This is a genomic window from Deltaproteobacteria bacterium (assembly GCA_020848905.1).
Lineage (GTDB): Bacteria > Myxococcota_A > Polyangia.
In genome coordinates this window covers 224,159-245,636 of sequence record JADLHG010000009.1, presented here as the reverse complement: position 1 = coordinate 245,636, position 21,478 = coordinate 224,159, and the positions used below count along the sequence as shown (strand labels likewise).

The 21,478-nt window shown below is 71.4% G+C and carries 11 protein-coding genes; 8 read left to right on the top strand and 3 right to left on the bottom strand.

What is annotated here, in order from left to right:
- The first annotated feature begins 21 nt into the window (after positions 1–21).
- The 8 genes from IT371_06135 to IT371_06100 all read left to right on the top strand — a co-directional run bounded on the left by IT371_06135 (position 22) and on the right by IT371_06100 (position 18,080).
- A complete protein-coding gene (locus tag IT371_06135; GenBank protein MCC6747220.1) occupies positions 22–1,326 on the top strand; it encodes an MFS transporter in 1,305 nt (434 codons plus the stop codon).
- 81 nt (positions 1,327–1,407) lie between these two features.
- A complete protein-coding gene (locus IT371_06130; GenBank protein ID MCC6747219.1) occupies positions 1,408–3,216 on the top strand; it encodes a sigma 54-interacting transcriptional regulator in 1,809 nt (602 codons plus the stop codon).
- Between the two features lie 66 nt (positions 3,217–3,282).
- Positions 3,283–8,631: a DEAD/DEAH box helicase gene (locus tag IT371_06125; protein ID MCC6747218.1), complete on the top strand. Its 5,349-nt coding sequence runs from the start codon at positions 3,283–3,285 to the stop codon at positions 8,629–8,631.
- The gene (locus tag IT371_06120) at positions 8,628–11,396 is read left to right on the top strand and encodes a DEAD/DEAH box helicase (protein MCC6747217.1); all 2,769 of its coding nucleotides are present in this window, start codon (positions 8,628–8,630) and stop codon (positions 11,394–11,396) included. The genes IT371_06125 and IT371_06120 overlap by 4 nt, the downstream gene beginning before the upstream one ends.
- Positions 11,397–11,398: 2 nt before the next feature.
- A complete protein-coding gene (locus tag IT371_06115) occupies positions 11,399–15,376 on the top strand; it encodes an N-6 DNA methylase (GenBank protein ID MCC6747216.1) in 3,978 nt (1,325 codons plus the stop codon).
- Positions 15,373–16,521 carry an ATP-binding protein gene (locus IT371_06110; GenBank protein MCC6747215.1) on the top strand — a complete coding sequence of 383 codons (1,149 nt, stop codon included), beginning with the start codon at positions 15,373–15,375 and terminating at the stop codon, positions 16,519–16,521. Before IT371_06115 ends, IT371_06110 begins: the two co-directional genes overlap by 4 nt.
- Positions 16,518–17,069 carry a hypothetical protein gene (locus IT371_06105; GenBank protein MCC6747214.1) on the top strand — a complete coding sequence of 184 codons (552 nt, stop codon included), beginning with the start codon at positions 16,518–16,520 and terminating at the stop codon, positions 17,067–17,069. The genes IT371_06110 and IT371_06105 overlap by 4 nt, the downstream gene beginning before the upstream one ends.
- Positions 17,070–17,312: 243 nt before the next feature.
- Complete coding sequence (locus IT371_06100; protein ID MCC6747213.1) at positions 17,313–18,080, top strand: HNH endonuclease; 768 nt, start codon at positions 17,313–17,315, stop codon at positions 18,078–18,080.
- Here IT371_06100 and IT371_06095 read toward each other — a convergent pair.
- The 3 genes from IT371_06095 to IT371_06085 form a co-directional block, all read right to left on the bottom strand.
- Positions 18,070–19,224 carry an NAD(P)/FAD-dependent oxidoreductase gene (locus tag IT371_06095; GenBank protein MCC6747212.1) on the bottom strand — a complete coding sequence of 385 codons (1,155 nt, stop codon included), beginning with the start codon at positions 19,222–19,224 and terminating at the stop codon, positions 18,070–18,072. The genes IT371_06100 and IT371_06095 overlap by 11 nt on opposite strands.
- Before the next feature lie 18 nt (positions 19,225–19,242).
- Positions 19,243–19,596, bottom strand: a complete 354-nt coding sequence (locus tag IT371_06090) for a DsrE family protein (protein MCC6747211.1) — start codon at positions 19,594–19,596, stop codon at positions 19,243–19,245.
- A gap of 108 nt (positions 19,597–19,704) precedes the next feature.
- A complete protein-coding gene (locus IT371_06085; GenBank protein MCC6747210.1) occupies positions 19,705–21,474 on the bottom strand; it encodes a serine/threonine protein kinase in 1,770 nt (589 codons plus the stop codon).
- Between the last annotated feature and the right edge of the window lie 4 nt (positions 21,475–21,478).

The following is a 21,478-nucleotide window of genomic DNA, read 5'->3' as shown; positions in this document are numbered from 1 at the left end:
GACGAGGAGCGACGAGGCCCGATGACCCTTCCCCTTTCGACACACCCCCTGGCTCGCCCGAGGGTGATTCTGTCGCTGCTCTTTGGTCTGAATCTCATCACGTACGTGGGGCGCTACCTCTTGGCCTCGCTCCTGCCGCTGCTCGAGAAAACCTTCGCGCCGCTCAGCAAGGAGGAGCTCGGCTACTTCATGCCCGCCTTTCTGCTGGTGTTCATGCTCAGCTCGCCCCTCTTCGGCGTGCTCGGCGACCGCCTGCCGCGCCGCATCCTCCTCGGTGCAGGCATGCTGACCTGGGGTCTGGCCGCGGCGGCCGGTGGCCTCGTGCAGAGCTTCCGCCAGATGCTCGTCACGCGGGCCATCGTGGGGCTCGGACAGTCCGCTTATAGCACCATCACCCCGACGCTGGTCACCGATCTTTATCCGGCGCAGGAGCGGGGTCGCGCCCTCGGGGTGCTCTACGCCTCCCTGCCGCTGGGTGGCGCGCTGGCCTACATCATCGGCGGCGAGGTGGGGACCCGCCTCGGCTGGCGGGTGGCCGTTGCGGGCGTGGGACTGGCCGGTCTCGTCGGCGGCCTCCTCATCTTCTTCATCCGGGAGCCCACGCGCGGGGCGGCCGAGGGGCTGGATGCCGAGGCCCTGTCCCGCTATCAAGGACGCCGCCTCGGCGTCGCCGCCTATGCCGCGCTCCTCACGAACCCGAGCTACCTGCTCGATACCCTGGCCATGACGGCCTACGGCTTCGCCATGAACGGGCTCTCCTACTGGATGCCCACCTTTCTGCACCTCGAGCGCGGGCTGACGCTCGAGCAGGCCGACCTCTACTTCGGGCTGGCGGCCGTCAGCATGGGGATCCTCGGCACCCTCGGCGGGGGCTGGCTGAGCGACCGGCTGGCCGCGCGGCGTCCCGGGGCCCACGCGGTGGTCTCGGGGGTGGCGACCCTCGGCGCTTTTCCGCTGCTCTACCTACTGACCGCGTCGAAGCAGCCGATGATCTATTGGACTGCCATGGCCGTCGCCGTGCTGCTGCTCTTCGTGAACACGGGTCCCGCGAATACGGTGCTCGCCAACGTCGTCGAGCCGCGCCTGCGCGCCACCGGCTTCGCGCTCAACACCCTGATCGTACACGCCCTCGGGGAGATGACCTCGCCGGTGCTCATCGGCCGCGTGGCCGACCGCAGCGACCTCGGCACGGCCTTCAGCTACACCGCGCTCGTGATCGTGGTGAGCGGGCTCTTCTGGCTCGCCGCCGCGCCCTTCGTGCGGCGCGACAGCCTGCGGGCCGAAGCGGCGCTGCGAGCTCGTGACGTCGACGAGCAGGCGGGTTAAGATGGAGAGTCTGTGAGCGCTTCCGGGGGAGACGACGACGTGAGCCGAGACGACTTAGACGCCACACCTGCGCCGACGGGGATGACGGTCCGCATCCCGGACGATCTCCTCGGACTGCTCGAACAGGCCCGCAGCCACGAGGGAGCCACCTCGCTCGTGATCTACCACCGCGACGGCGCGCAGGTGGTTGGACTCTCGCCGGGGCTCGGCAAGATCGTCGGGCGCGAGCCGCCGGCCGATGTGCCGATCCGGGACCACAGCCTCTCGCGTCAGCACGCCCGCTTCGAGGTGATCGATGGCGAGCTGTGGATCGAGGACCTGGGCTCCACGAACGGTACCTGGATCAACGGCGCCCGCGTGAGCCGCAGCCGCGCCCGCCCCGGCGACGAGCTGATGCTCGGGTCGGTGGTGGTGCTGGTCCACGCGCTGTCGCCCAAGGAGAGCGCGCTCTATGGGCTCCCGAGCCACGACCGCTTCCTGAGCCGCCTGGAGGAGGAGGCGCAAAGGTGCCGCGTCTTCAACCGCCGCATGGCGCTCCTGATGGTGCGCGCGGCGCGCGGGGGCGAAGGGCACCTCTGTCGCTGGTGCCCGCGAGTACGGGCGCTCCTCCGCTCGGTGGATCGCGTGGGTCTCTACGGACCCGACGTGATGGAGATCCTCTTGCCCGAGTCCGGGGCCAGCCAGGTGCAGACGCTCACCGAGGCGATTCTCGCGGGACGCCTCGAGGGTGAACCGTCGCTGCAGATCGGGTTCGGCATCTACCCCGACGGGGCGCGCACCATCGAGGCACTGATCGACCACGTCTGGTCGGCCGTGCAGAGGGCCACGCTGGCTCTGCCCGTAGTCGCCGTCGCCGACACGGCCGAGGCGGGGCTCGCCTTTCCTCTCGAGCTCGGCGGGGTGGGGGCTCCCGTCGTTCACAACGAGACGATGCGCGACCTCTTCACCACCGCGGAGCGGCTCGGGCACACGGGGATTCCGGTGCTCATCGCCGGCGAGACGGGGGTGGGCAAGGAGCTCCTCGCGCTCGCGATCCATCGCGCCGGACCGCGGCGCGCGCGACGCCTCTGCTCGCTCAACTGCGGGGCGATTCCCCCCGAGCTGATCGAGGCCACGCTCTTCGGGCACGAGCGGGCCGCCTTCACCGGCGCGAGCGAGCAGCGCAAAGGGATCTTCGAACAGGCCGACGGCGGGACGCTCTTCTTCGACGAGATCGGCGAGCTGCCGCCCAAGGCGCAGGTCGCGCTGCTCCGCGCGCTCGAGGGGCACGTCATCCGTCGGGTCGGTGGGACGAAGGAGATCGACGTGGACGTGCGGGTCATCGCCGCCACGAACCAGGACCTGGAGGCCATGTGCCACGCGGGCACCTTCCGCAGCGACCTCCTCTACCGGCTGAACGCCATGACCCTGCGGGTGCCGCCGCTGCGCGAGCGCCCCGAGGAGATCGGGCCGCTGGCCGAGAGCTTCCTCGAGGAGGCGAACGAGCTGCACGGCCGCCAGCTCGAGGGGCTCACCCCGGCCGCCGCCGCGTGGCTCCTGCGCTACGGCTGGCCCGGCAACGTGCGCGAGCTCCGCAACGTGATCCACCGCGCGGCCTTCGTCGCGCAGGGCACGCAGATCGACGAGGATGACCTGCTCGAGCGCGTGCGCGGCCGCGGCAGCGCGACCTCGCTGCCGGCCATTCCCTCGCTGCCGCCCCAGCCGGGGGACGAGGACCTGGACTTCCGCACCCGCCTCGAGCGCTATCAGATCCACCTCCTCGCCGACGCGCTGGAGCAGTCCGGCTGGAACCAGACCGAAGCCGCCCGCCGCTTGCGCATCCCGCTCCGCACGCTGGTGCACAAGATCCGCGTCTTCGGCATCCGCAAGCCGGTGAAGAAGCGGAAGTAGACCTCCGGACCTTGTGAGTAGTCACGGCTTCCGGCATCCTCCTCGCATGGGTAGGGGGCTCACCGCGTGACCCGGACTGGCCTCGACGTCTTCGCGCTGCGCGACCGCGTGGTGGCCGAGTACGCGAGCTTCGCGCGCTCCTTCACCACGATCTACGCCGAGGACCTGCGGCGGCGCATCGAGGAGCTCTACGCCGAGGAGCGCTTCTGGCCCCCGGCGCTCATTCAGCTCAACCCGAGCTACGAGCGGGCGGAGAGCCTCGAGCAAGTCATCGCCAAGGGCCTCCTCGCGCCGCGAACTGCCGAGTACTTTCGTGGTCCGCCGACGCCCGGGTCTCCGGCGGGCGTGCCTCTGTCGCTCTACCGCCACCAGCACCAGGCCATCGCCATCGCGGCCGAGGGCGAGAGCTACGTCGTGACCACGGGCACAGGCTCGGGCAAGTCGCTCTGCTTCTTCCTGCCGATCTTCAGCGAGGTGCTGCGGGAGAAGGAACGGGAGCCGGCCGCCCCGCCGCGCACGCGCGCGATCGTCATCTATCCCATGAACGCGCTCGCGAACAGCCAGCTCGAGGAGCTCGAGAAGTACGCCCGGCAGAAGGCCGGCCCGCGCCTCGTAACCTTTGCCAGCTACACGGGCCAGGCGGACGCTTTGGAGCGCCAAGCGATCGCTCGCCAACCGCCCGACATCCTGCTCACCAACTTCATGATGCTCGAGCTCCTCCTGACCCGACAGGACGAGCTCGACCGCACGGTGATCGGCAACTGCGCGGGCCTCCGGTTCCTCGTGCTCGACGAGCTCCACACCTACCGGGGACGGCAGGGCGCGGACGTGGCGCTGCTCGTGCGTCGGGTGCGCGAGCGGCTCGCGCCGAAGGGCCTCCTCTGCGTGGGGACCTCCGCGACGATGGCCAGCGAGGGGACCCTCGAGGACAAGAAGCGCGTGGTGGCCGAGGTGGCCTCGAAGCTCTTCGCCGTCGAGGTTCCCGAGTCGAACGTGATCACGGAGTCCCTCGAGCGCGTGACCTGCGCCGACCTCGATCACGAGAAGGTGCGTCCGCTGCTCGGTCCGTCGATCGACGCCGGGTTGCCGGAGAGCATCTCCGACGCGGAGCTGCGCGAGCACCCCCTGGCGATCTGGGTCGAGACGCGCCTCGGCGTGACCTGGTCCGAGGCCGATAGCCAGTGGGTGCGCGCGCGCCCGCTCAGCCTGGGCGAGGCCTCCGACGCGCTCAGCCGGGACGCGGGTCGCGACGTGGACGCCTGTCGGGCGGCGCTGCGCGAGCTGCTCCTCGTCTCGAGCCTTCCCGAGCAGGTGCGCACTGGCCGGCCGGGGGACAGCTCGCGGGGCTTCTTCGCCTTCAAGCTGCACCAGTTTCTTTCCGGCGCGGGGAACGCCTACGCGACCTTCGAGCCGCCCGGCCAGCGCAGCGTGACCGTCGAGGGGCAGCACTTCTTGCCCGGTGCGCCGGAAAAGCGGCTCTACCCGCTCCACTTCTGTCGCGAGTGCGGCCAGGAGGCTCACCCCGTACGGCTCGCCACGGATGGCGCCGAGACGCGCGTGCTACCGCGCGACATCGACGACACCATGGCGCTCGCGCCCGAGGCCGAGGCCGACGCTGCGGCGCTCGAGACCCAGGGGATCGGCTTCCTCGTCCCGGCGCCCGTTGACGCCGACTTCGACTTCGCCGCCCGCGACGCGGACTACCCCGAGGCCTGGCTCGAGCACGACGCGGACGGGGCCCCGCGCCTGAAGAGCTCCTATCGCGGCGCGCGCGTGCAGGAGGTGCGCGTGAGCCCGGGGGGGCTCCTCGGCACGGGCACGCCCGGCTGGCTCATTCCCGGGCGCTTCCGCTTCTGCCTGCGCTGCCGCACGGCGCACGCCACCTCGGCCCGCGACCGCACGCGGCTGGCCTCGCTCTCCTCCGAGGGCCGAAGCTCGGCGACCACGGTGCTCGTGACCAGCGTGCTGCGGGCGCTCCACGAGGCCGACTCGGGGCTCGACCGCTACACGCGCAAGCTCCTCGGCTTCTCCGACAATCGCCAGGACGCGGCCCTCCAGGCGGGTCACTTCAACGACTTCATCTTCGTCTCTCTCGTCCGCGGGTCCTTCTACGCCGCGCTCGAGGCGGCCGGCGAGGCGGGGCTGCGGAGCGACGAGCTCGGCCTGGCCCAGCAGCGCGCCCTGGGCTTCGACGGCGCGCACGCGGAGCTGCGCGCGGAATGGCTGCTCGAGGCCGGGCTCAAGGGATTCAACCTCCAGGACGCGGAGGGAACGCTCCGTCAGGTGCTCGCCTATCGCGCCTGGTTCGATCAGCGACGCGGCTGGCGCTACACGAACCCGAACCTCGAAGACCTCGGCCTCCTCGAGGTGAGCTACCTCGGCCTCGAGGAGCTCGCCGCCGACGACAGCGAGTTCGCGGACGCGCCCGAGCTCTTGCGCCATGCGACGCCGGAGGTCCGGGAGGCGGTCTACCTCGAACTCTTCGATCATCTCCGGCGCTCCCTGGCCGTGCGCAGCCAGGTGCTCGAGCCCGCGACGGTCGAGCAGCTCGCGGACCGATCTCACGCGCGGCTGCGAGCCCCTTGGGGGCTCTCTCGCGACGAGAAGCCGCCGAGCGGGCGCTGGCTGATGGTCGCCGCCCCGGCGCGACGTGAGACGCGGATGCGGGATGAAGATCTCCTCGTGCGGGGCGGCGCGCGGAGCGCTCTCGGTCGGCTCCTCCGCTCTTCCCAGGCCCCGAGCGGGCGCCGGCTCTGGTCCGACGCGACGATCGCCCGCCGGCTCAGAGCGGAGGAGCTCGACCGGCTGATCGAGGCGCTCCTCGCCGCGGCGCGCGCGCACGGCCTGGTCTCCGAGGAGGTCACGCCCTTCGATGCGCTCAAAGGCTACCGCCTGAACGACGCCTGCGTGGTCTTCCGCCGGGGCCACCCCGATCCGGCCCGCGGCGGCTCGCGGGCCAACACCTTCTTCCGCGGCCTCTACGCGAACCTGGCCGCGGTGCTGGGACAGCCCGAGCACCCCCTCTTCGGCTTCGAGGCGCGCGAGCATACCGCGCAGGTCGAGGGGGCCCGCCGCGCCATCCGCGAGAAACGCTTCCGGTACGGAGAGCACGAGCGTCGCGACCTTGCGGAGCGGACGGAAGAGGTCCAGTCCCTCGGCGAGTCCACGCGCTTTCTGCCCGTGCTCTTCTGCTCCCCGACGATGGAGCTCGGCGTGGACATCTCGAGCCTCAACGCCGTCCACCTGCGCAACGTGCCGCCGACGCCCGCCAACTACGCGCAGCGGAGCGGTCGCGCGGGCCGCGGAGGCCAGGCCGCGCTCGTCCTGACCTATTGCGCCGCCCAGAGCCCGCACGACCAGTACTTCTTCCGCGACCCGAAGGCCATGGTGCACGGGGAGGTGCGCCCACCGATCCTCGACCTCTCGAACCGCGAGCTCGTGGAGAGCCACCTCCTCGCCACCTGGCTCGCCTCGACCGAGACGCCGCTCGAGCCCTCGATCGCCGAGCTGCTCGTGCTCCCCGACCGCAGTCGGCCTCTCAAGGCCGAGCTGGTCCAGCGCCTGTGCGCGCCCCCCGTCGGGCCCCGCGCCGTGGTGCGGCTCGAGCGTCTGCTCGCATCGCTCGAGCCCGAGCTCACCGCCGAGCGGGCGCCCTGGTATCCGGGCCCCGAGCCGTTCGCGCGCGAGCTCGTCGAGGCGGCCTTCGAGCGCTTCCGCCGGGCCTTCGACCGCTGGCGCGACCTCTTCGCCAGCGCCGAGCTGCAGCGGGACGCCGCGCGCCGCGTCCTCGATAGCTACGCGGCCCGCCCTCGGGAGCGGAGCGAGGCCAAGGCCCGGCACGCGCAGGCCCTCGCGCAGCTCGAGCTCTTGCAGCAGTCGATCCACGAGCGCTCCGGCGACTTCTACGTCTACCGCTATCTCGCCACCGAGGGCTTTCTGCCGGGCTACAACTTCCCGCGCCTGCCGCTGCGCGCCTTCGTGCCACCGCCGCCCGACGGACGCGGCCGGGAAACGTACCTCCAGCGTCCGCGCTTTCTCGCCGTGGCCGAGTTTGGACCGCGGAGCCTCATCTACCACGAGGGGCGCGCCTACCGCGTCGTGCGAACCCTGCTCGGCGCCGCCTGGTCCGAGGCGACGGGGGCGGAGACGCGCCTGCCGACCCTGGCCGTGCGCATCTGCGCCTCGTGCGGCGCCGCGCACTTCGAGGACGAGAGCTCCCTCTGCCACGCCTGCCGCGCGCCGCTCGGGGACGCCGAGCAGGTGCGGGACATCCTTCGCATCGAGAACGTCGGCACCTGGCCGGCCGAGCGCATCACGGCCAATGACGAGGAGCGCCAGCGGCAGGGCTTCGAGCTGCAGACGACCTTCGCCTGGGCCACGCGCGACCATGTGCTCGACGTGCGCCGCGTCCAGGCGCTCGACGCGCGCGGACCCCTTGCCGAGCTCTCCTTCGGGGCGGGAGCCACGATCACCCGCCTCAACAAGGGGCTTCGGCGCCGTGCCGACCGCGCCGTCCACGGCTTCCTCATGAACCCCATCTCGGGCTACTGGGCCAAGAACGCCGACGAGGACGCGGAGGGCGAGGACCCGACGGCCGTGCCCCCCCAGCGCATCGTGCCCTGCGTGCAGGACCACAAGAACGCGCTGCTCCTTCGACCCACGCGCCAGGACTTCTCGCCGGTCACGCTGACCACCCTGCAGTACGCGCTCCTGCGGGGGATCGAGACCCGTTACCAGCTCGAGCAGGGCGAGCTCCTCGCCGAGCCGCTCCCGAGCCGCGAGGCTCGCAAGGGCTTCCTCTTCTACGAGGCCACCGAGGGGGGCGCGGGGGTGCTCACGCGCCTCGTGGCGGAGCCAAAGGCCCTCGCGCGAGTGGCGCGGCGAGCGCTCGAGCTCCTGCACTTCGAGCTGCCGGAGGAGGGGGGGCTGCCTCCCGACGCGGGCGGACTCCGCGAACGGCCGGGGACGGCCTGCGTCGCCGCCTGCTATGGATGTCTGATGTCCTACTTCAACCAGCCGGAGCACGAGCTCCTCGACCGCCGGGACCCGGAGCTGCGCGAGCTCCTCTTGCGCCTTGCCGGCTCGAGGACCGGGGCGGTCGAGAGCGCTCCGCCCCCGCGCCGCCGCACGGGGTCCGCGCCCGTCGCCGCGCTCCCGGGAGCCGCCGCGCGCTTTCGCGAGCGCGTGGCCGAGCTGGGTCTCCCCTCACCCGATGACGCGGCCCTTCCCCTCGGCGAGGCGCGCCTACCCCTCGTCTGGCGCCAAGACTTCGTGGTGGTGATCGAAGACGCGCAGGCCCCGCTCGCCGCGCGCCTCGAGGAGCAGGGCTTCGCCGTGATCCCGATCTCGGCCGACGAGGCGGGCTGGCAGGACGCGCTCTCCGCCCTCACGCAGGCCCTCGGGCGGGCGCCATGAACGGCGCGAGCTACACCCCGGGGAGCCTCGTCCGGGCGCGGGGCCGCGAGTGGATCGTCCTCACCGGAAGCGACGCCGAGACCCTTCGCCTGCGGCCGCTCGCCGGGTCCGAGGAGGACCTGACGCTCCTGCACCTGCCCGTCGAGCTCGAGCCGGTTACCGACGCCGCCTTCCCCTGGCCCGCCGCGTCGCAGAAGGCCGGCCACGACGCCGCGCTGCTGCTCCGCGACGCGCTCCTCCTCTCGCTCCGCCGCGGAGCGGGACCCTTCCGCAGCTTTGGCCAGCTCGCCGTGGAGCCGCGCGCTTATCAGCTCGTGCCGCTCCTCATGGCGCTCAAGCTGGACCCCGTGCGCCTCCTCGTCGCGGACGACGTGGGCGTTGGCAAGACCATCGAGGCCGGGCTCATCGCCCGTGAGCTTCTCGATCGCGGCGAGGTCGACCGCCTGGCCGTGCTCTGCCCGCCGCACCTCGTCGACCAGTGGGTCACCGAGCTCGAAACGCGCTTCCACCTGCGCGCCGTGGCGGTCACCGCCGCGAGCGCGACCCGCCTCGAACGGCAGGTCCCGCCGAGCGAGAGCATCTTCTCCGTGCACCCCTTCACGGTGGTCAGCCTGGACTACATCAAGAGCGAGAGCCGCCGCGCGACCTTCCTGCGCGCCTGCCCCGAGCTCACGATCGTCGATGAAGCCCACACCTGCGCCCCCACGGGGCAGGGGCGACACCAGCGTTACGAGCTGCTGCGCGGCCTCGCCGAGTCCCCCTCTCGACACCTGGTCTTCTTGACCGCCACGCCGCACAGCGGCGACGAGGAGGCATTTTACCGGCTGCTCGGGCTCCTGCACCGCGACTTCGAGGGGCTCTCCACCGCGACGGGCGAGGCCCACGCGCGCCTGCGCGAGCGGCTCGCGCAGCACTTCGTCCAGCGGCGGCGGCCGGACATCGCCGAGTGGCACGAGGGCGACCTCTTCCCCAGGCGCGAGACGCGCGAGCTCACCTATCAGCTCGCCGGCCCCTGGGAGCGTTTCTTCCAGGCCGTGCTCGACTACTGCGCCGAGGTCGTCGAGGCGGCGGGCGGCGACGAGCGGCGGCAGCGGCTGAGCTTCTGGGGCACCCTGGCGCTGATGCGCTGCGTGGCCTCGAGCCCGGCGGCTGCCGCCCAGGCCCTGCGCACCCGCTCGGGCCTCGAGACCGCGCCGGACGAAGACAGCCTCGAGAACCGGGTCTTCGACGGGACCGCCGACGCCTTGCCCGACGACGACCTCGAGCCACCTTTGGGCGCCGATGACCCCGAGCTCGACACGCTGATCGCCGAGGCCGAGCAGCTCACGGGGCAGGCCGGCGAGCCCAAGCTCAAGATCCTCGCCGAGCACGTCGCCGAGCTCCTCGCGAAGGGCTTCAGCCCCATCGTCTTCTGCCGCTTCATCGCCACCGCTGGCTATCTGGGTCGTCACCTCGCGGCGAAGCTCGAGGGCGTCACGGTGGCCGTGGTCACGGGCGAGCTGACCGCCGCGGAACGGCGGGAGAAGGTCGAGATCCTGGGCGAGGCGGAGCGGCGCGTGCTGGTCGCCACCGACTGCCTCTCCGAGGGCGTCAACCTGCAGGAGCACTTCGACGCGGTCGTGCACTACGACCTGTCGTGGAACCCGATGCGCCACGAGCAGCGCGAGGGACGCGTCGACCGCTTCGGGCAGCGGCGCCCCGTGGTGCGCGCCACGCTGATGTACGGGGCCAATAACCCGGTGGACGGCGCCGTGCTCGAGGTGATCCTGCGCAAGGCGGCCAAGATCCGCGAGGAGCTCGGCATCTCCGTGCCGCTCCCCGACGAGGGCCACACCCTGACCCAGGCCCTGCTGAAGGCCGTGCTCCTCAGGCGCCGGCAGAAGGGGACCCCGACCACGCAGCTCACGCTCTTCGACGACGCCTGGAGCCGCGCGGCCGACCGCGCGAAGAAGAACCGCACGATCTTCGCCCAGCAGAGGCTCAAGCCCGACGAGGTGCTGCCCGAGTGGCGGCGCACCCTCGAGGCGGTGGGCGGCGCCGAGGAGGTTCGGCGCTTCGTCGGTCGCGGGCTCGCGCGCCTCGGCTCGGGCCTCGAGCCGCTGCGCCGGGGCTTCAAGGCCCCGCTGGCCCCGCTCCCCGAGGAGCTGCGCGAGCGCCTCGAGGCGGCCGGGCTCTCGGGCACCGTGGCGCTCGACTTCGCCGTGCCGGCCGCGGCCGGCTGCCGCGCGGTCCAGCGCAGTCACCCCCTCGTCGCGCTCCTCGCCGAGTCGCTCCTCGAGGGGACGCTCGACGCCGGGAGCGACGCCGCGGCGGCCGATCCGGCGGTGCTCGGGCGGGTCGGCTGCTGGGTCTCCACCGGCGTCACGGAGCGCACGCTGGTGGCGCTCGTGCGGCTGCGGCACCAGCTCACGAGCCCGCGCGCGGGAAAGAGCAAGCTGCTCCTCGTCGAGGAGGCCGCGGCACTCGCCTTCGGCGCCGGTTCGACGCCGCAGCTCGAAGGTCCCGAGGCCCTCGCGCTCCTCGAGCCCGCGCCCGTTGCCGATCCCCCGGCTCACGTGCGCGAGCGGCAGGTGACCCAGGCCCTGGCCCAGCTCGGCGAGCGCCGCGACGCACTCGACGCCTTCGCCGCGCGCCGGGCGCAGGCCCTCCTCGCCGATCACCGCCGCGTGCGCGACGCCGCGGATGCGCGCGGGAGCGCGACCGTCAAGCCCCTGCTCCCCGTCGACGTGATCGGCCTCTTCGTGCTGCTGCCGCGGGTGGACTGACCATGGCCGCGCGTACTCGTTCAGCAGCGGCGGTCGGCCGCGTCCGCGGGACTCGGGCCCGCCAGGTGGAGCTTGGCTTCGACGCGCTGACTATCGAAGGGGGGCTGCTCGCGCCGGAGTGGCTGGCGCGCGTGGCCCAGCTCGGCGCGGGGCAGCAGTCCGAGGCCGACTACCGCGTGCCCAAGGGCCTCGGGCTGCGCGAGGAGATCGGGCGCTACTTCCGCATCGCGCAGGCGCATTACCGCGAGCTCGCGGCGGGACGTGCGGCGGGGGCCGACGCCCGGGTCCTCGCCGAGACCTTCGTGCCCGCGCTGCTGCGCGAGGCCCTGGGCTTTGCCAGCCTCGCGCCGGTGGCGCCGCTCGCGCTCGACGGGCGGAGCTTCCCCATCGGCTTCGCCGCGCTCGAGGGGCGCGTGCCGGTGGTGATCGCCCCGGTGGGGAGCGGGCTCGACGCGCTCTCGGCGAGCTTCGGCGATGGCGGCCGCCGGCGCAGCGCCTTTGGTCTCTTGCAGGAGGCGCTGAACGCCGCCGAGGGGGCCCTCTGGGGGCTCTGCAGCGACGGGCTCACGCTGCGCATCGTGAGGGACAACGCGAGCCTTACCCGCCCGGCCTGGATCGAGGCCGACCTCGGCCGCATCTTCGCCGAGGAGCGCTACGCCGACTTCGCCGCGCTCTGGCTGCTCGCGCACGAGACCCGCTTCGGTCGCCCCGGCCAGCCAGCGACCGAGTGCGCTCTCGAGGCCTGGCGCGACGCCGGTCGCGAGGAGGGGACCCGCGCCCGCGAGCAGCTTCGGCGAGGCGTCGAGGAGGCGCTCGTGGCCCTCGGCCAGGGGTTCCTCTCGCACCCCGAGAACCAGCGCCTGCGCGCGGCGCTCGAGGACGGCTCGCTCTCGACGCGGGACTACTTCGCCCAGCTCCTGCGGCTGGTCTACCGCGTGATCTTCCTCTTGACCGTCGAGGAGCGGGGCCTCTTGCACCCGGAAGGGACGGACGAGCGGGCCCGCGGCCTCTACGCCGAGGGCTACGGCCTGAGACGCCTGCGCGACCGGGCGCTCAGGCGGAGCGCGCACGACCGCTTCGCGGACGTTTTTGAAGGCGTGAAGATCGTCTTTCGCGGGCTCGCGGCCGGCGAGCCGCGCCTCGGGCTGCCCTGCCTCGCGGGGCTCTTCGCGCTGCAGCAGTGTCCGGCGCTCGACACCTCGCGGCTCGAAAACCGCTGGCTGCTCCTGGCCGTCTATCGGCTCTCGTGGCTGCGGGAGGCCTCGGGCCTCTCGCGCGTGAACTGGCGCGACATGGGCCCCGAGGAGCTGGGCAGCGTCTACGAGAGCCTGCTCGAGCTGGTGCCGCAGGTGTCCACCGAGGGACGGCGGTTCGGCTTCGCCTCCGGGGCCGAGACCAAGGGGAACGCCCGCAAGACCACCGGGAGCTACTACACGCCCGACAGCCTGGTGCAGGTGCTCCTCGACAGCGCGCTCGAGCCGGTGATCGCCGACACGCTGGCCAAACGCCCCGAGCGACCGATCGACGCGCTGCTGGGCCTTTCGATCGTGGACCCGGCCTGCGGCTCGGGGCACTTTCTGCTCGCCGCCGCCCGTCGCCTCGCGACGCACCTCGCCCGGCTGCAGGCCGGCGGCACGCCCTCGCCGGCCGAGTACCGCCACGCGCTCCGGCAGGTGGTGAGCCGCTGCCTCTACGGCGTGGACCTGAACCCGATGGCCGTGGAGCTTTGCAAGGTCAGCCTCTGGATGGAGGCCGTGGAGCCGGGCCTGCCGCTGACCTTCCTCGACGCGCATATCCGGCACGGCAACGCACTCCTCGGCACCACGCCCGAGCTCATGGAGAACGGCGTCCCCGACGCGGCCTGGGAGCCGATCGAGGGCGACGACAAGAAGACGGCCAGCGCGCTGAAGAAGCGGAACAAGAAGGCCGCCGCCGGGCAACGCGGGCTCGAGAGCCTCTGGGCCCGGCCGGCCGAGAGCGAGGCCCAGCTCCTGGCCCGGGCCGTCGCCGAGCTCGAGGCCGCGCCCGACGCCGACGCTGCCGCGCTCGCGCGCAAGGAGGCCCGCTGGCAGGACCTTCTTTCATCGGAAGCCTATCGCCACCAGCAACGGGTGGCCGACGTCTGGTGCGCAGCCTTCGTCTGGCCCAAGCAACCCGGGCCGATGACCGACGCTGCGCCCACGAACGAGCTCTGGCGCCAGCTCCGCGATGGCCAGGGCACGCTCCCGGCCCTGACGCTGAAGACCGTCGATGAGCTGGCCGCGCAGTACGACTTTTTTCACTGGCACCTCGCCTTCCCGCAGGTCTTCGCGAGGGGCGGGTTCGACGTGGTGCTGGGGAATCCGCCGTGGGAGCGCTTGCAGTTCGAAGAGCGAGCCTTCTTCGCGGCGCACGACGAGCAGATCTTCCGCGAGGAGAACCAAGCGCGTCGCCGGCAGCGTATTGCGGAGCTTTCACGCACGAACCCGAGCCTCTTTGCCCGCTGGGAGGTGGCTGGCCGCCTCTTGGCCGGCCAGGACACGCTACTTCGCGGATCATCGCGGTTTCCACTGACGGGCCTTGGGAAGTTCAACTCGTACTCGCTCTTCGCCGAGCTCGCCGGCGGGCTCGTTCGGCGGAGCGGCCGAGCGGGCCTCATCGTTCCGACGGGCGTGGCGACGGATGACGCTTCTCGTGCCTGGTTTTCGGCAGCACTGCGCGACGGGCGAATCGTGCAGCTGCACGACTTCGAGAACAGAGCGGGACTCTTCCCAAGCGTTGACCAGCGCTACCGCTTTTGCCTGTTGGTAGTTGCAGGCGAGGGGGTTCCGTCGCGAGCCGCGACGGTGTCGTTCTCGTCTTGCAGCGTCAGCGAGCTCCGGGTACCCGGGCGCCAGTTCGCGCTCGACTTCGAGGCAGTCGCCACGATCAGCCCCGAGAGCCAGACCACGCCGATGTTCACGTCGCAGCGCGACTACAAGATCACTCTCGCGTGCCATCGCCGACTTCCCGTGCTCGTTAGACGTGAACCAGCAGCCAGTCCGTGGGCGATCTCGATCGATCGCTACATCAATGTCAGCGATTTCTCGGCCGAGGTCCGGACGGCGAAGGTGTTTGCGGCAGATGCGGCGCCGACGAGCTTCGTCAAGTCCGGCGACTATGTGCCCCTTCTCGAGGGGAAACTCTTCCATCAATACGACCATCGATTCGCGTCCTACGATGTCCAAGGCGAAACGCGGCGGGTCGGCGAAAGGGGCCCCGACGACCACAGCAACTTTTGGCGCTTCATCCCCAGAGAGATCGCGCTTCGACGGAATTCGAGGCTGCGCACGGCCCCGAGCCTTCTGTGTCTTCGAGACATCGCCCGGGCGACCGACGAGCGGACGGTGATCGCCGCGATCGTCCCGGCCAACATCAGCGACTATACGGTGCGGGTGTTCCAGCAGGATGTCGCGGACTGTACGGCGCAGCTTCTGCTCCTATCGCAGCTCAACGCCTTCGTGTTCGATTTCCTCGTCCGTCAGCGCGTTAGTGGCACCCATCTGACGAACTCCGTGCTCGAACAGGTCGCTGTCGTGCCACCCCACGCCATCCACGGTCCTATGCGAGCGTTGCTGCGGAGCGCTGCCTTCGAGCTGACCTACACCGCCTGGGACCTCGAGCCCTTCGCCCGCGACGTGGGTTACGACGGCCCGCCCTTCCGCTGGGACCCGGCCCGCCGCTTCCTCCTCCGGTGCGAGCTCGACGCCGCGTTCTTCCACCTCTACGGCCTCTCACGCGAGGACGCGGGCTACGTGATGGACACCTTCCCCATCGTCCGCAAGCACGACGAGAAGGCCCACGGCGAGTACCGCACGAAGCGCGTGATCCTCGAGCTCTACGACGCGCTGGCCGAGGCCGCGCGCACCGGCCGCCCCTACGAGACCCGCCTCGACCCGCCCCCCGCCGACCCGCGCGTCGCTCACCCGGACACGCGCACCTCGAGAGGACACAAGACATGAGCCGACCGACCTCGCTCACTCTTCGCAACTTCGCCCACCTCCGCGAAGTCACGCTCGAGCTCGGCGACCTGACCGTGCTCGTCGGCGCGCAGGGCACCGGCAAGAGCCTGGCCCTGCAGTGGCTGAAGGTGGCCCTGGACGGCAAGCAGGTGGTGAGGGCTCTGAAGGACGCCGGCCACCATACGGCCGACCCTGCCGTGCTCATCGACCTCATCTTCGGTGTGGGCATGGGCGTGGCCTGGCGCAAGGACTCGGCCATCGAGCTCCAGGGGAAGGCCATCAGGCCGGAGAAGATTGGCCGCCTCGGCAACGGCACGGAGAGCGTCTTCTTCATCCCCGCGCACCGGTCCATGCTCATCAGCGACGGGTGGGCCGCGCCGTTCCAGAAGCTCACTGCCGATACGCCCGTGGTGGCCCGGATCTTCAGCCAGAACCTCTACGATCGCTTCAGCGCCAACGGGAGCGACAAGCTCTTCCCCCAGCAAGGGATGCTCAAGCAGGAGTACCGGGAGCTCATCGACCGGGCCATCTTCCACAAGGGCTCCATCGCGCTCGAGCAAGACGCTCAGCATGCCAAGCGACTCAAGCTGACCTATGGCGCGGCGAAGCTCCCCTTCATGACCTGGACCGCCGGGCAGCGCGAGTTCACGCCGCTTTTGCTCGGGCTCTATCACCTCCTCACGCGCACCAAGCAGCGCAAGCGGCCGGAGATCGACTGGGTGATCGTCGAAGAGCCCGAGATGGGCCTGCATCCGCAGGCACTCACGGTGTTCCTCCTGCTCGTGCTCGATCTGCTCTGGCGCGACTACCGCGTCGTGCTCTCGACGCACTCCCCGCACGTCCTCACGGCGGTATGGGCGCTCCAACGGCTCAAGGCGCACCACGCACGGCCCGAGTTGCTCTGCGACGCCTTCGACGTGAAGGCCACCGCCGCGATGCGGAGCGTGGCAAAGGCCGCCCTCGGGAAGCGCTACAAGGTGCACCTGCTGGCCTTCGATGCGGACGACCAGGTGACGGCGAAGGACATCTCCGGGCTCAGCCCCGAGGCCGAGGACGAGGCTGAGTCCGGCTGGGGCGGCCTGACGGGGTTCAGCTCGCGCTTCGGCGACGCCGTGCGCCGGGCCGTGAACGAGAGCGAGCGATGAGCACCGGACGAAAGGGACGGACGAAGCGCAAGCCCCGGCCTCGAAAGCCTTCGCCGGCGCGGCAAGGTACACCCCTGCGGCGCGGGCTGCGGCCCGAGTCCTCGTTGCTCCCGCTTGTCGAGAACGGGCTCGGGGCGCTGGCGGACCGCGATTGCCTCGAGACGTCGATACGCGCGGACTTCAAGGACAGCCTCGATCTCGACGCGGCGTTGCGCGCGGATCACCCGGAGGAGCCCCGCTGGGACTATCTCCTCGGCCACGGCCCGTCCGGGAAGGTCGTTGCCCTCGAGGCGCATTCCGCGCGCGAGGATCAGGTCTCCGCCGTGATCGCCAAGAAGGAAGCCGCCCGCGTCCAGCTCCGAGGGCACCTGAAGGACGGCGCGCGCGTTGCGGCCTGGCTCTGGGTCGCGTCGGGCTCCGTCGAGTTCCTTCGCATGGAGGCAATCCGCTTTCGCCTCGACCAGAAGGGCATCCTGTTCGTCGGGAGAGAGGTGCTCTCCAAACACCTGGGCGTGGGCCCATCGGGTACGAGCACGCGAGCCGAATAACCGCCGGGAGACAGACCCGTGGCCGATAGAATCGGCGGGCGATCATCTAAGCATCTGCGATTGCGGGCCAATCCTATTGGCCAGCCGGAGAGCATGGCCGATAGAACTCTCGAAGTGGCCGATAGAACGGTGCGTCGCCGCGTTGCGTTACGTTCCCAGGCTGGGGTGGGGTCCGGCACTGTCCGTCTCACCTCGGGATGCAGATCGTCCAACATCCTGTTGGACCATTGAGCTGAGGACCCCATGACCTCGCGCCTCGACCCGGCGACGATCGTGCGCCTCGAGAAGGTGGCCACCGACAACGGCTTTGACCGGGTGTTGCCGCGCGAGGGGGAGTTCCTGGCCTTCGGAAGCAACAAGGCGCCGCTCCGCCTCTGGCTCTCGACCTTCGGCGATGCGCTCTACCTCGCTGCGCTGTCGCAGGCACACGTCGCCGAGGCCCTCGGTGCGCACGGGACCCCGCTGGCCGCCCCGCTCCCGCCCGGCGCCGCGGCCGGCCGGAGCGTGACGACGATCCCGGCGCTGCACCACCTTGTGCGCCGCGCCTTCCAGCTCTCCCGGTCGCTCCCCGACGCGATCCTCCACACCTTCGAGACGCAAACCGCCGCGCTGCCTCGGGCAACCGAGGCCGAGCGCCTGGTCGTCGAGCGCGTGGGCCAGGACCTCTTCCGCGAGCGCCTGCTCGACTACTGGGAAGGCCGCTGCGCCGTGACCGGCCTCGCCGTGAGAGACCTTCTGCGCGCGAGCCACATCAAGCCCTGGGCCTCCTGCGCAAGCGACGCCGAGCGGCTGGACGTCTTCAACGGCCTGCTCCTCGCGCCGCACCTCGACGCCGCGTTCGACCGGGGGTTCATCACCGTGGGCGACGACGGTGCGGTGATCCTGTCCAGCACACTCTCCGAGGACGACCGGCGCATCCTTCGACTCGATCAGCCCCTCCGCGTCCGCGCGCTCGATGCGCGTCACCGCGCCTACCTGCCCTGGCATCACGAGAAGGTGTTCACACCGTAAACGTCAGCCAGGTCTTCTCGAAGAGCACCTTCGCCAGATGGAAGTGGACCGCCGGCGGGAAGAGCTCCACCTCGGGCTTGGGCTCGCCGTAGAAGTTGCCCGAGCCGAAGCCCGCCGCGCCGCCTCCCGTCTCGATGAAGCACTCGCCGTGGCCGTCGAAGCGGGCGGGCTCGCCCTGGCCGGTGATGGCGAGGGCCAGGTTCTGCGCCACGACGGTGGCCTGGCCGTGGGCGAAGACCCCCGCCTTGGGGAGCGGCTTGCCGAGGGTCAGCGGAATGCTCACCACGTCCCCGAGGGCGTAGACCTGCGGGTGCGAGGTCTCGAGGGTGTGGCGGTCTACCGAGATCCAGCCACTCGCGCCGGTGAGGCCGGCCTCGCGCACGACCCGCGGCGCGCGGTGCGGCGGCACGTAGGCCAGGAGATCGTAGTCCGCGTGCGCTCCGTTCGCGAAGGTGATGCGGCGGGCCTGCGGGTCCACCTGCGTCACCTGGTGCTCGGGGTGATACGCGATCCCCTTCGTCGCGAGGAGCTCGCGCACCGCGGCCGAGACGTGCGGGCCGGCCACGCCCATCGGGGCAGGCTCGGCGGCGTAGACCGCGGTGCTCACCTCGAGCCGCCGCTCGGCGCGGACATAGTGGTCGAGGAGCATCGCGGCTTCGTAGGGGGCCGCGGGACACTTGTAGGCCGGCGCGGCGGTCAGCACCACGATGCGTCCGCCCTGAAAGCTCCGCAGCGCGGCCCAGAGGCTCTCGGCCCCGGCGAGTCCGTAGAAGTTGTGCCCCGCTTTGGCGAGGCCGGGGATCGTCTCGGGGGCCAGGTCGGCACCGAGGGTCACGACCAGGTAGTCCGCCGCGAGCGCCTCGCCGGAGACGGTCACGCGGCGCGCGACGGGATCGATGGCCTCGATCTCGCCCGTGCGCACCTCCAGGCCCTTCTTCGCGAGCTCCGCGAGCGGACGCCGGATGGCCTTGGCCTCGCGCATCCCCACCATGAGCCAGAGGAGCGACGGCGCGAACAGATGCTCCCGCTCCCGCTCCACCAGCACCACGCGATGGGGCGCCGGAAGGAGCTTGCGCAGCTCCCGGGCGGTGACCACGCCGCCCACGCCCCCGCCCAGCACCAGCACCGTCTTTCCCTCGCTCATCGTGCCCTCCTCCTCGGATCAGAAAACCAACACCTTGTCCGCCCACTCTGTCCAGTCGGTGAGCTCCTCGAGCGTCCCCCGGTGCGTCCCCTCGGCCAGCTCGGCCTCGGTGAGGCCCCGCGCGTCCATGCAGGTGCCGCAGACGCCGATCTGCGCGCCGTGCCGGCTGGGCCCGCGCAGCATCAGCTCCACGTTGTAGTAACCCTGCGGGAGCTTCTGCCCCGCCTTGGCACACGCCGCCGCGTCCCCGAGGAGAAAGACCCTCACCTCTTCACCTGCGCGCTTGGAGAGAGCGCCCGCCAGACGGAGCGCATTGTAGCTCCGCTCGGTGCCGTACGGAGCGTCGTTCAGGACGAACAGGGTCTTGGGCATGAACTCGCTCCTTCGAATAGCCGCGGGCAAGTATTCAAACGATCACTTGAATAGTCAAGACGGAGCGCGAGCGTGCGGCGTAGCGGGCGAGGAGCGGGAGGGACGCGCCTATTCCAGCCGCACGACCTTGCGGGTGAGCTCTCCCGGCCGGAGCTGCACGGTGAAGCTCGAGGAGAGGTTGAGCTTCGGATTCACCAGGCGCACGCGATGGCGCCCGGCGGGGAGGAGCAGGCCCTGGATCGGCGTTTCGCCGCGCAGCTGGCCGTCCACGTAGACCTGGGCCCAGGGGACGGCGTTCACGTCGAGCCGCGCGCGCGCGGTGGTGGCGGACGCGGTCGCGCTCCGCTTGGGCAGGTGGGGCGTGACGGCAGGGCGGTCCACGCGCTCCTTCGGCGCGTCGTCTGCGGGCGCGTCGTTGGCGGGCACCTTCATCGCGGCAGCGGGCGCGTCGTTGGCGGCTGCGTCGTGGGCGGCCACCTTCGGCGCAGCGGCGGCGGGCGCGAGGTTCGACGCTGCTTTCGGCGCCGTGGCGGGCGGCTCCGGGCTCTCTGTGGTCACCGGCGCGTCGCGTCGCTCGAGCCAGCGCGCCAGCAGCAGCGCGGCTCCGGCGGCTCCGAGCAGCACGAGGCTCGCCACGAGCGGCCAGCGGGCGCGCGCACGCCGAGGGCGCGGCGCGACGTCCGGGTTCGGGATCATCCCCGTGGCGCCGACCGCATGCGGCAGCGACGGCGCGTGATGGTCGTCCGTGCCGGACTCCGACGAGCAGGAGAGGCTCCCGACGGCGGCGGAGAGCTCTTCGGCCTGCGCGAGGAGCGCCCGGGCCAGGTTTGCCGGCCGCGGTCCCGTGGCCGGCGCGGGCTCGCGCACCACAGAGTCCTCGGGCGGAGGTCCCACCAGGCCGACCTCTACGAGGAAGCGCGAGAGCTCGCCGTGCAGGTCGGGGAGCTCTCCCCGGGCGAGCTGCAGGTGCACCGCCTCGCGCGAGAGCTCGCGCCGGAGCTCGGCCGCGCTGGCCGGCCGCTGCGCCGGGTCGGTGGCCACGCAGCGCAGGATCAGCGTCTCGAGCGACGCGCTCAGCTCGGGGCGCACTCTGCGCGGAGGCGCCGCGGGCGCGCCGAGCCGTACCGAGGCCAGGTCCACCTCGCGCCGCATCGGCTCGCCGCAGACCATCTCGTAGAGCACCGCGCCGAGGGAGAAGAGGTCCCCGCGGGCGTCCACCTGCCCGTGCGCCTGCTCGGGGGCCATGTAGGCCAGCTTGCCCTTGATGAGGTGCGCGACGCTCGTGCCGAGCCGGCCGGCCGCGCGCGCCACGCCGAAATCGGTGAGCTTCACGTCCCCCTGCTCGGAGAGGAGGATGTTGCTCGGGCTCACGTCGCGATGGATGACCGAGGTACGCTGCCCCGAGACCTCCGCCCGCAGGGCGTGCGCATACTCGAGCGCGGCGCAGACCTCGCTCGCCACGAAGAGCGCGATGGGCAGCGGCATGGGTCGCCGGAGCTCGCGTACCCGGTTGAGCAGCAGGCGCAGCGAGGCCCCCTCGACGAGCTCCATCACCAGGTAGTAGCGGTCGTCGTCCTGTCCGGCGTCGAAGGTCTGCACGATGTTGCGGTGCGCGAGCGCCATCGCCACGCGCATCTCGTTCACGAACATCTGCACGAAGTCCCGCTCCTGGTTCAGGTGCGGGTGGATGAGCTTGAGCGCGACCTTCTTGCTCGCCTGGGCCGGTCCGTCGAGCCGCGCGCGGTAGACGCTGCCCATCCCGCCCTGGCCGATGCTGGAGAGGAGGTGGTACTTGCCGAGGCGTTCGAGGGTCTCAACCGCCTTCAGCTCGCGAACGCCGGGAGACGGCGCCGCGCGGGTGACCCTCGGTGTGTCCAACGGC

What these genes read in the sequence shown, in the direction of transcription:
- IT371_06135 (MCC6747220.1), top strand. Translation starts at nt 22, where the DNA reads ATGACCCTTCCCCTTTCGACACACCCCCTGGCTCGCCCGAGGGTGATT.
- IT371_06130 (MCC6747219.1), top strand. Translation starts at nt 1,408, where the DNA reads ATGACGGTCCGCATCCCGGACGATCTCCTCGGACTGCTCGAACAGGCC.
- IT371_06120 (MCC6747217.1), top strand. Translation starts at nt 8,628, where the DNA reads ATGAACGGCGCGAGCTACACCCCGGGGAGCCTCGTCCGGGCGCGGGGC.
- IT371_06115 (MCC6747216.1), top strand. Translation starts at nt 11,399, where the DNA reads ATGGCCGCGCGTACTCGTTCAGCAGCGGCGGTCGGCCGCGTCCGCGGG.
- IT371_06110 (MCC6747215.1), top strand. Translation starts at nt 15,373, where the DNA reads ATGAGCCGACCGACCTCGCTCACTCTTCGCAACTTCGCCCACCTCCGC.
- IT371_06105 (MCC6747214.1), top strand. Translation starts at nt 16,518, where the DNA reads ATGAGCACCGGACGAAAGGGACGGACGAAGCGCAAGCCCCGGCCTCGA.
- IT371_06100 (MCC6747213.1), top strand. Translation starts at nt 17,313, where the DNA reads ATGACCTCGCGCCTCGACCCGGCGACGATCGTGCGCCTCGAGAAGGTG.
- IT371_06095 (MCC6747212.1), bottom strand. Translation starts at nt 19,224, where the DNA reads ATGAGCGAGGGAAAGACGGTGCTGGTGCTGGGCGGGGGCGTGGGCGGC.
- IT371_06090 (MCC6747211.1), bottom strand. Translation starts at nt 19,596, where the DNA reads ATGCCCAAGACCCTGTTCGTCCTGAACGACGCTCCGTACGGCACCGAG.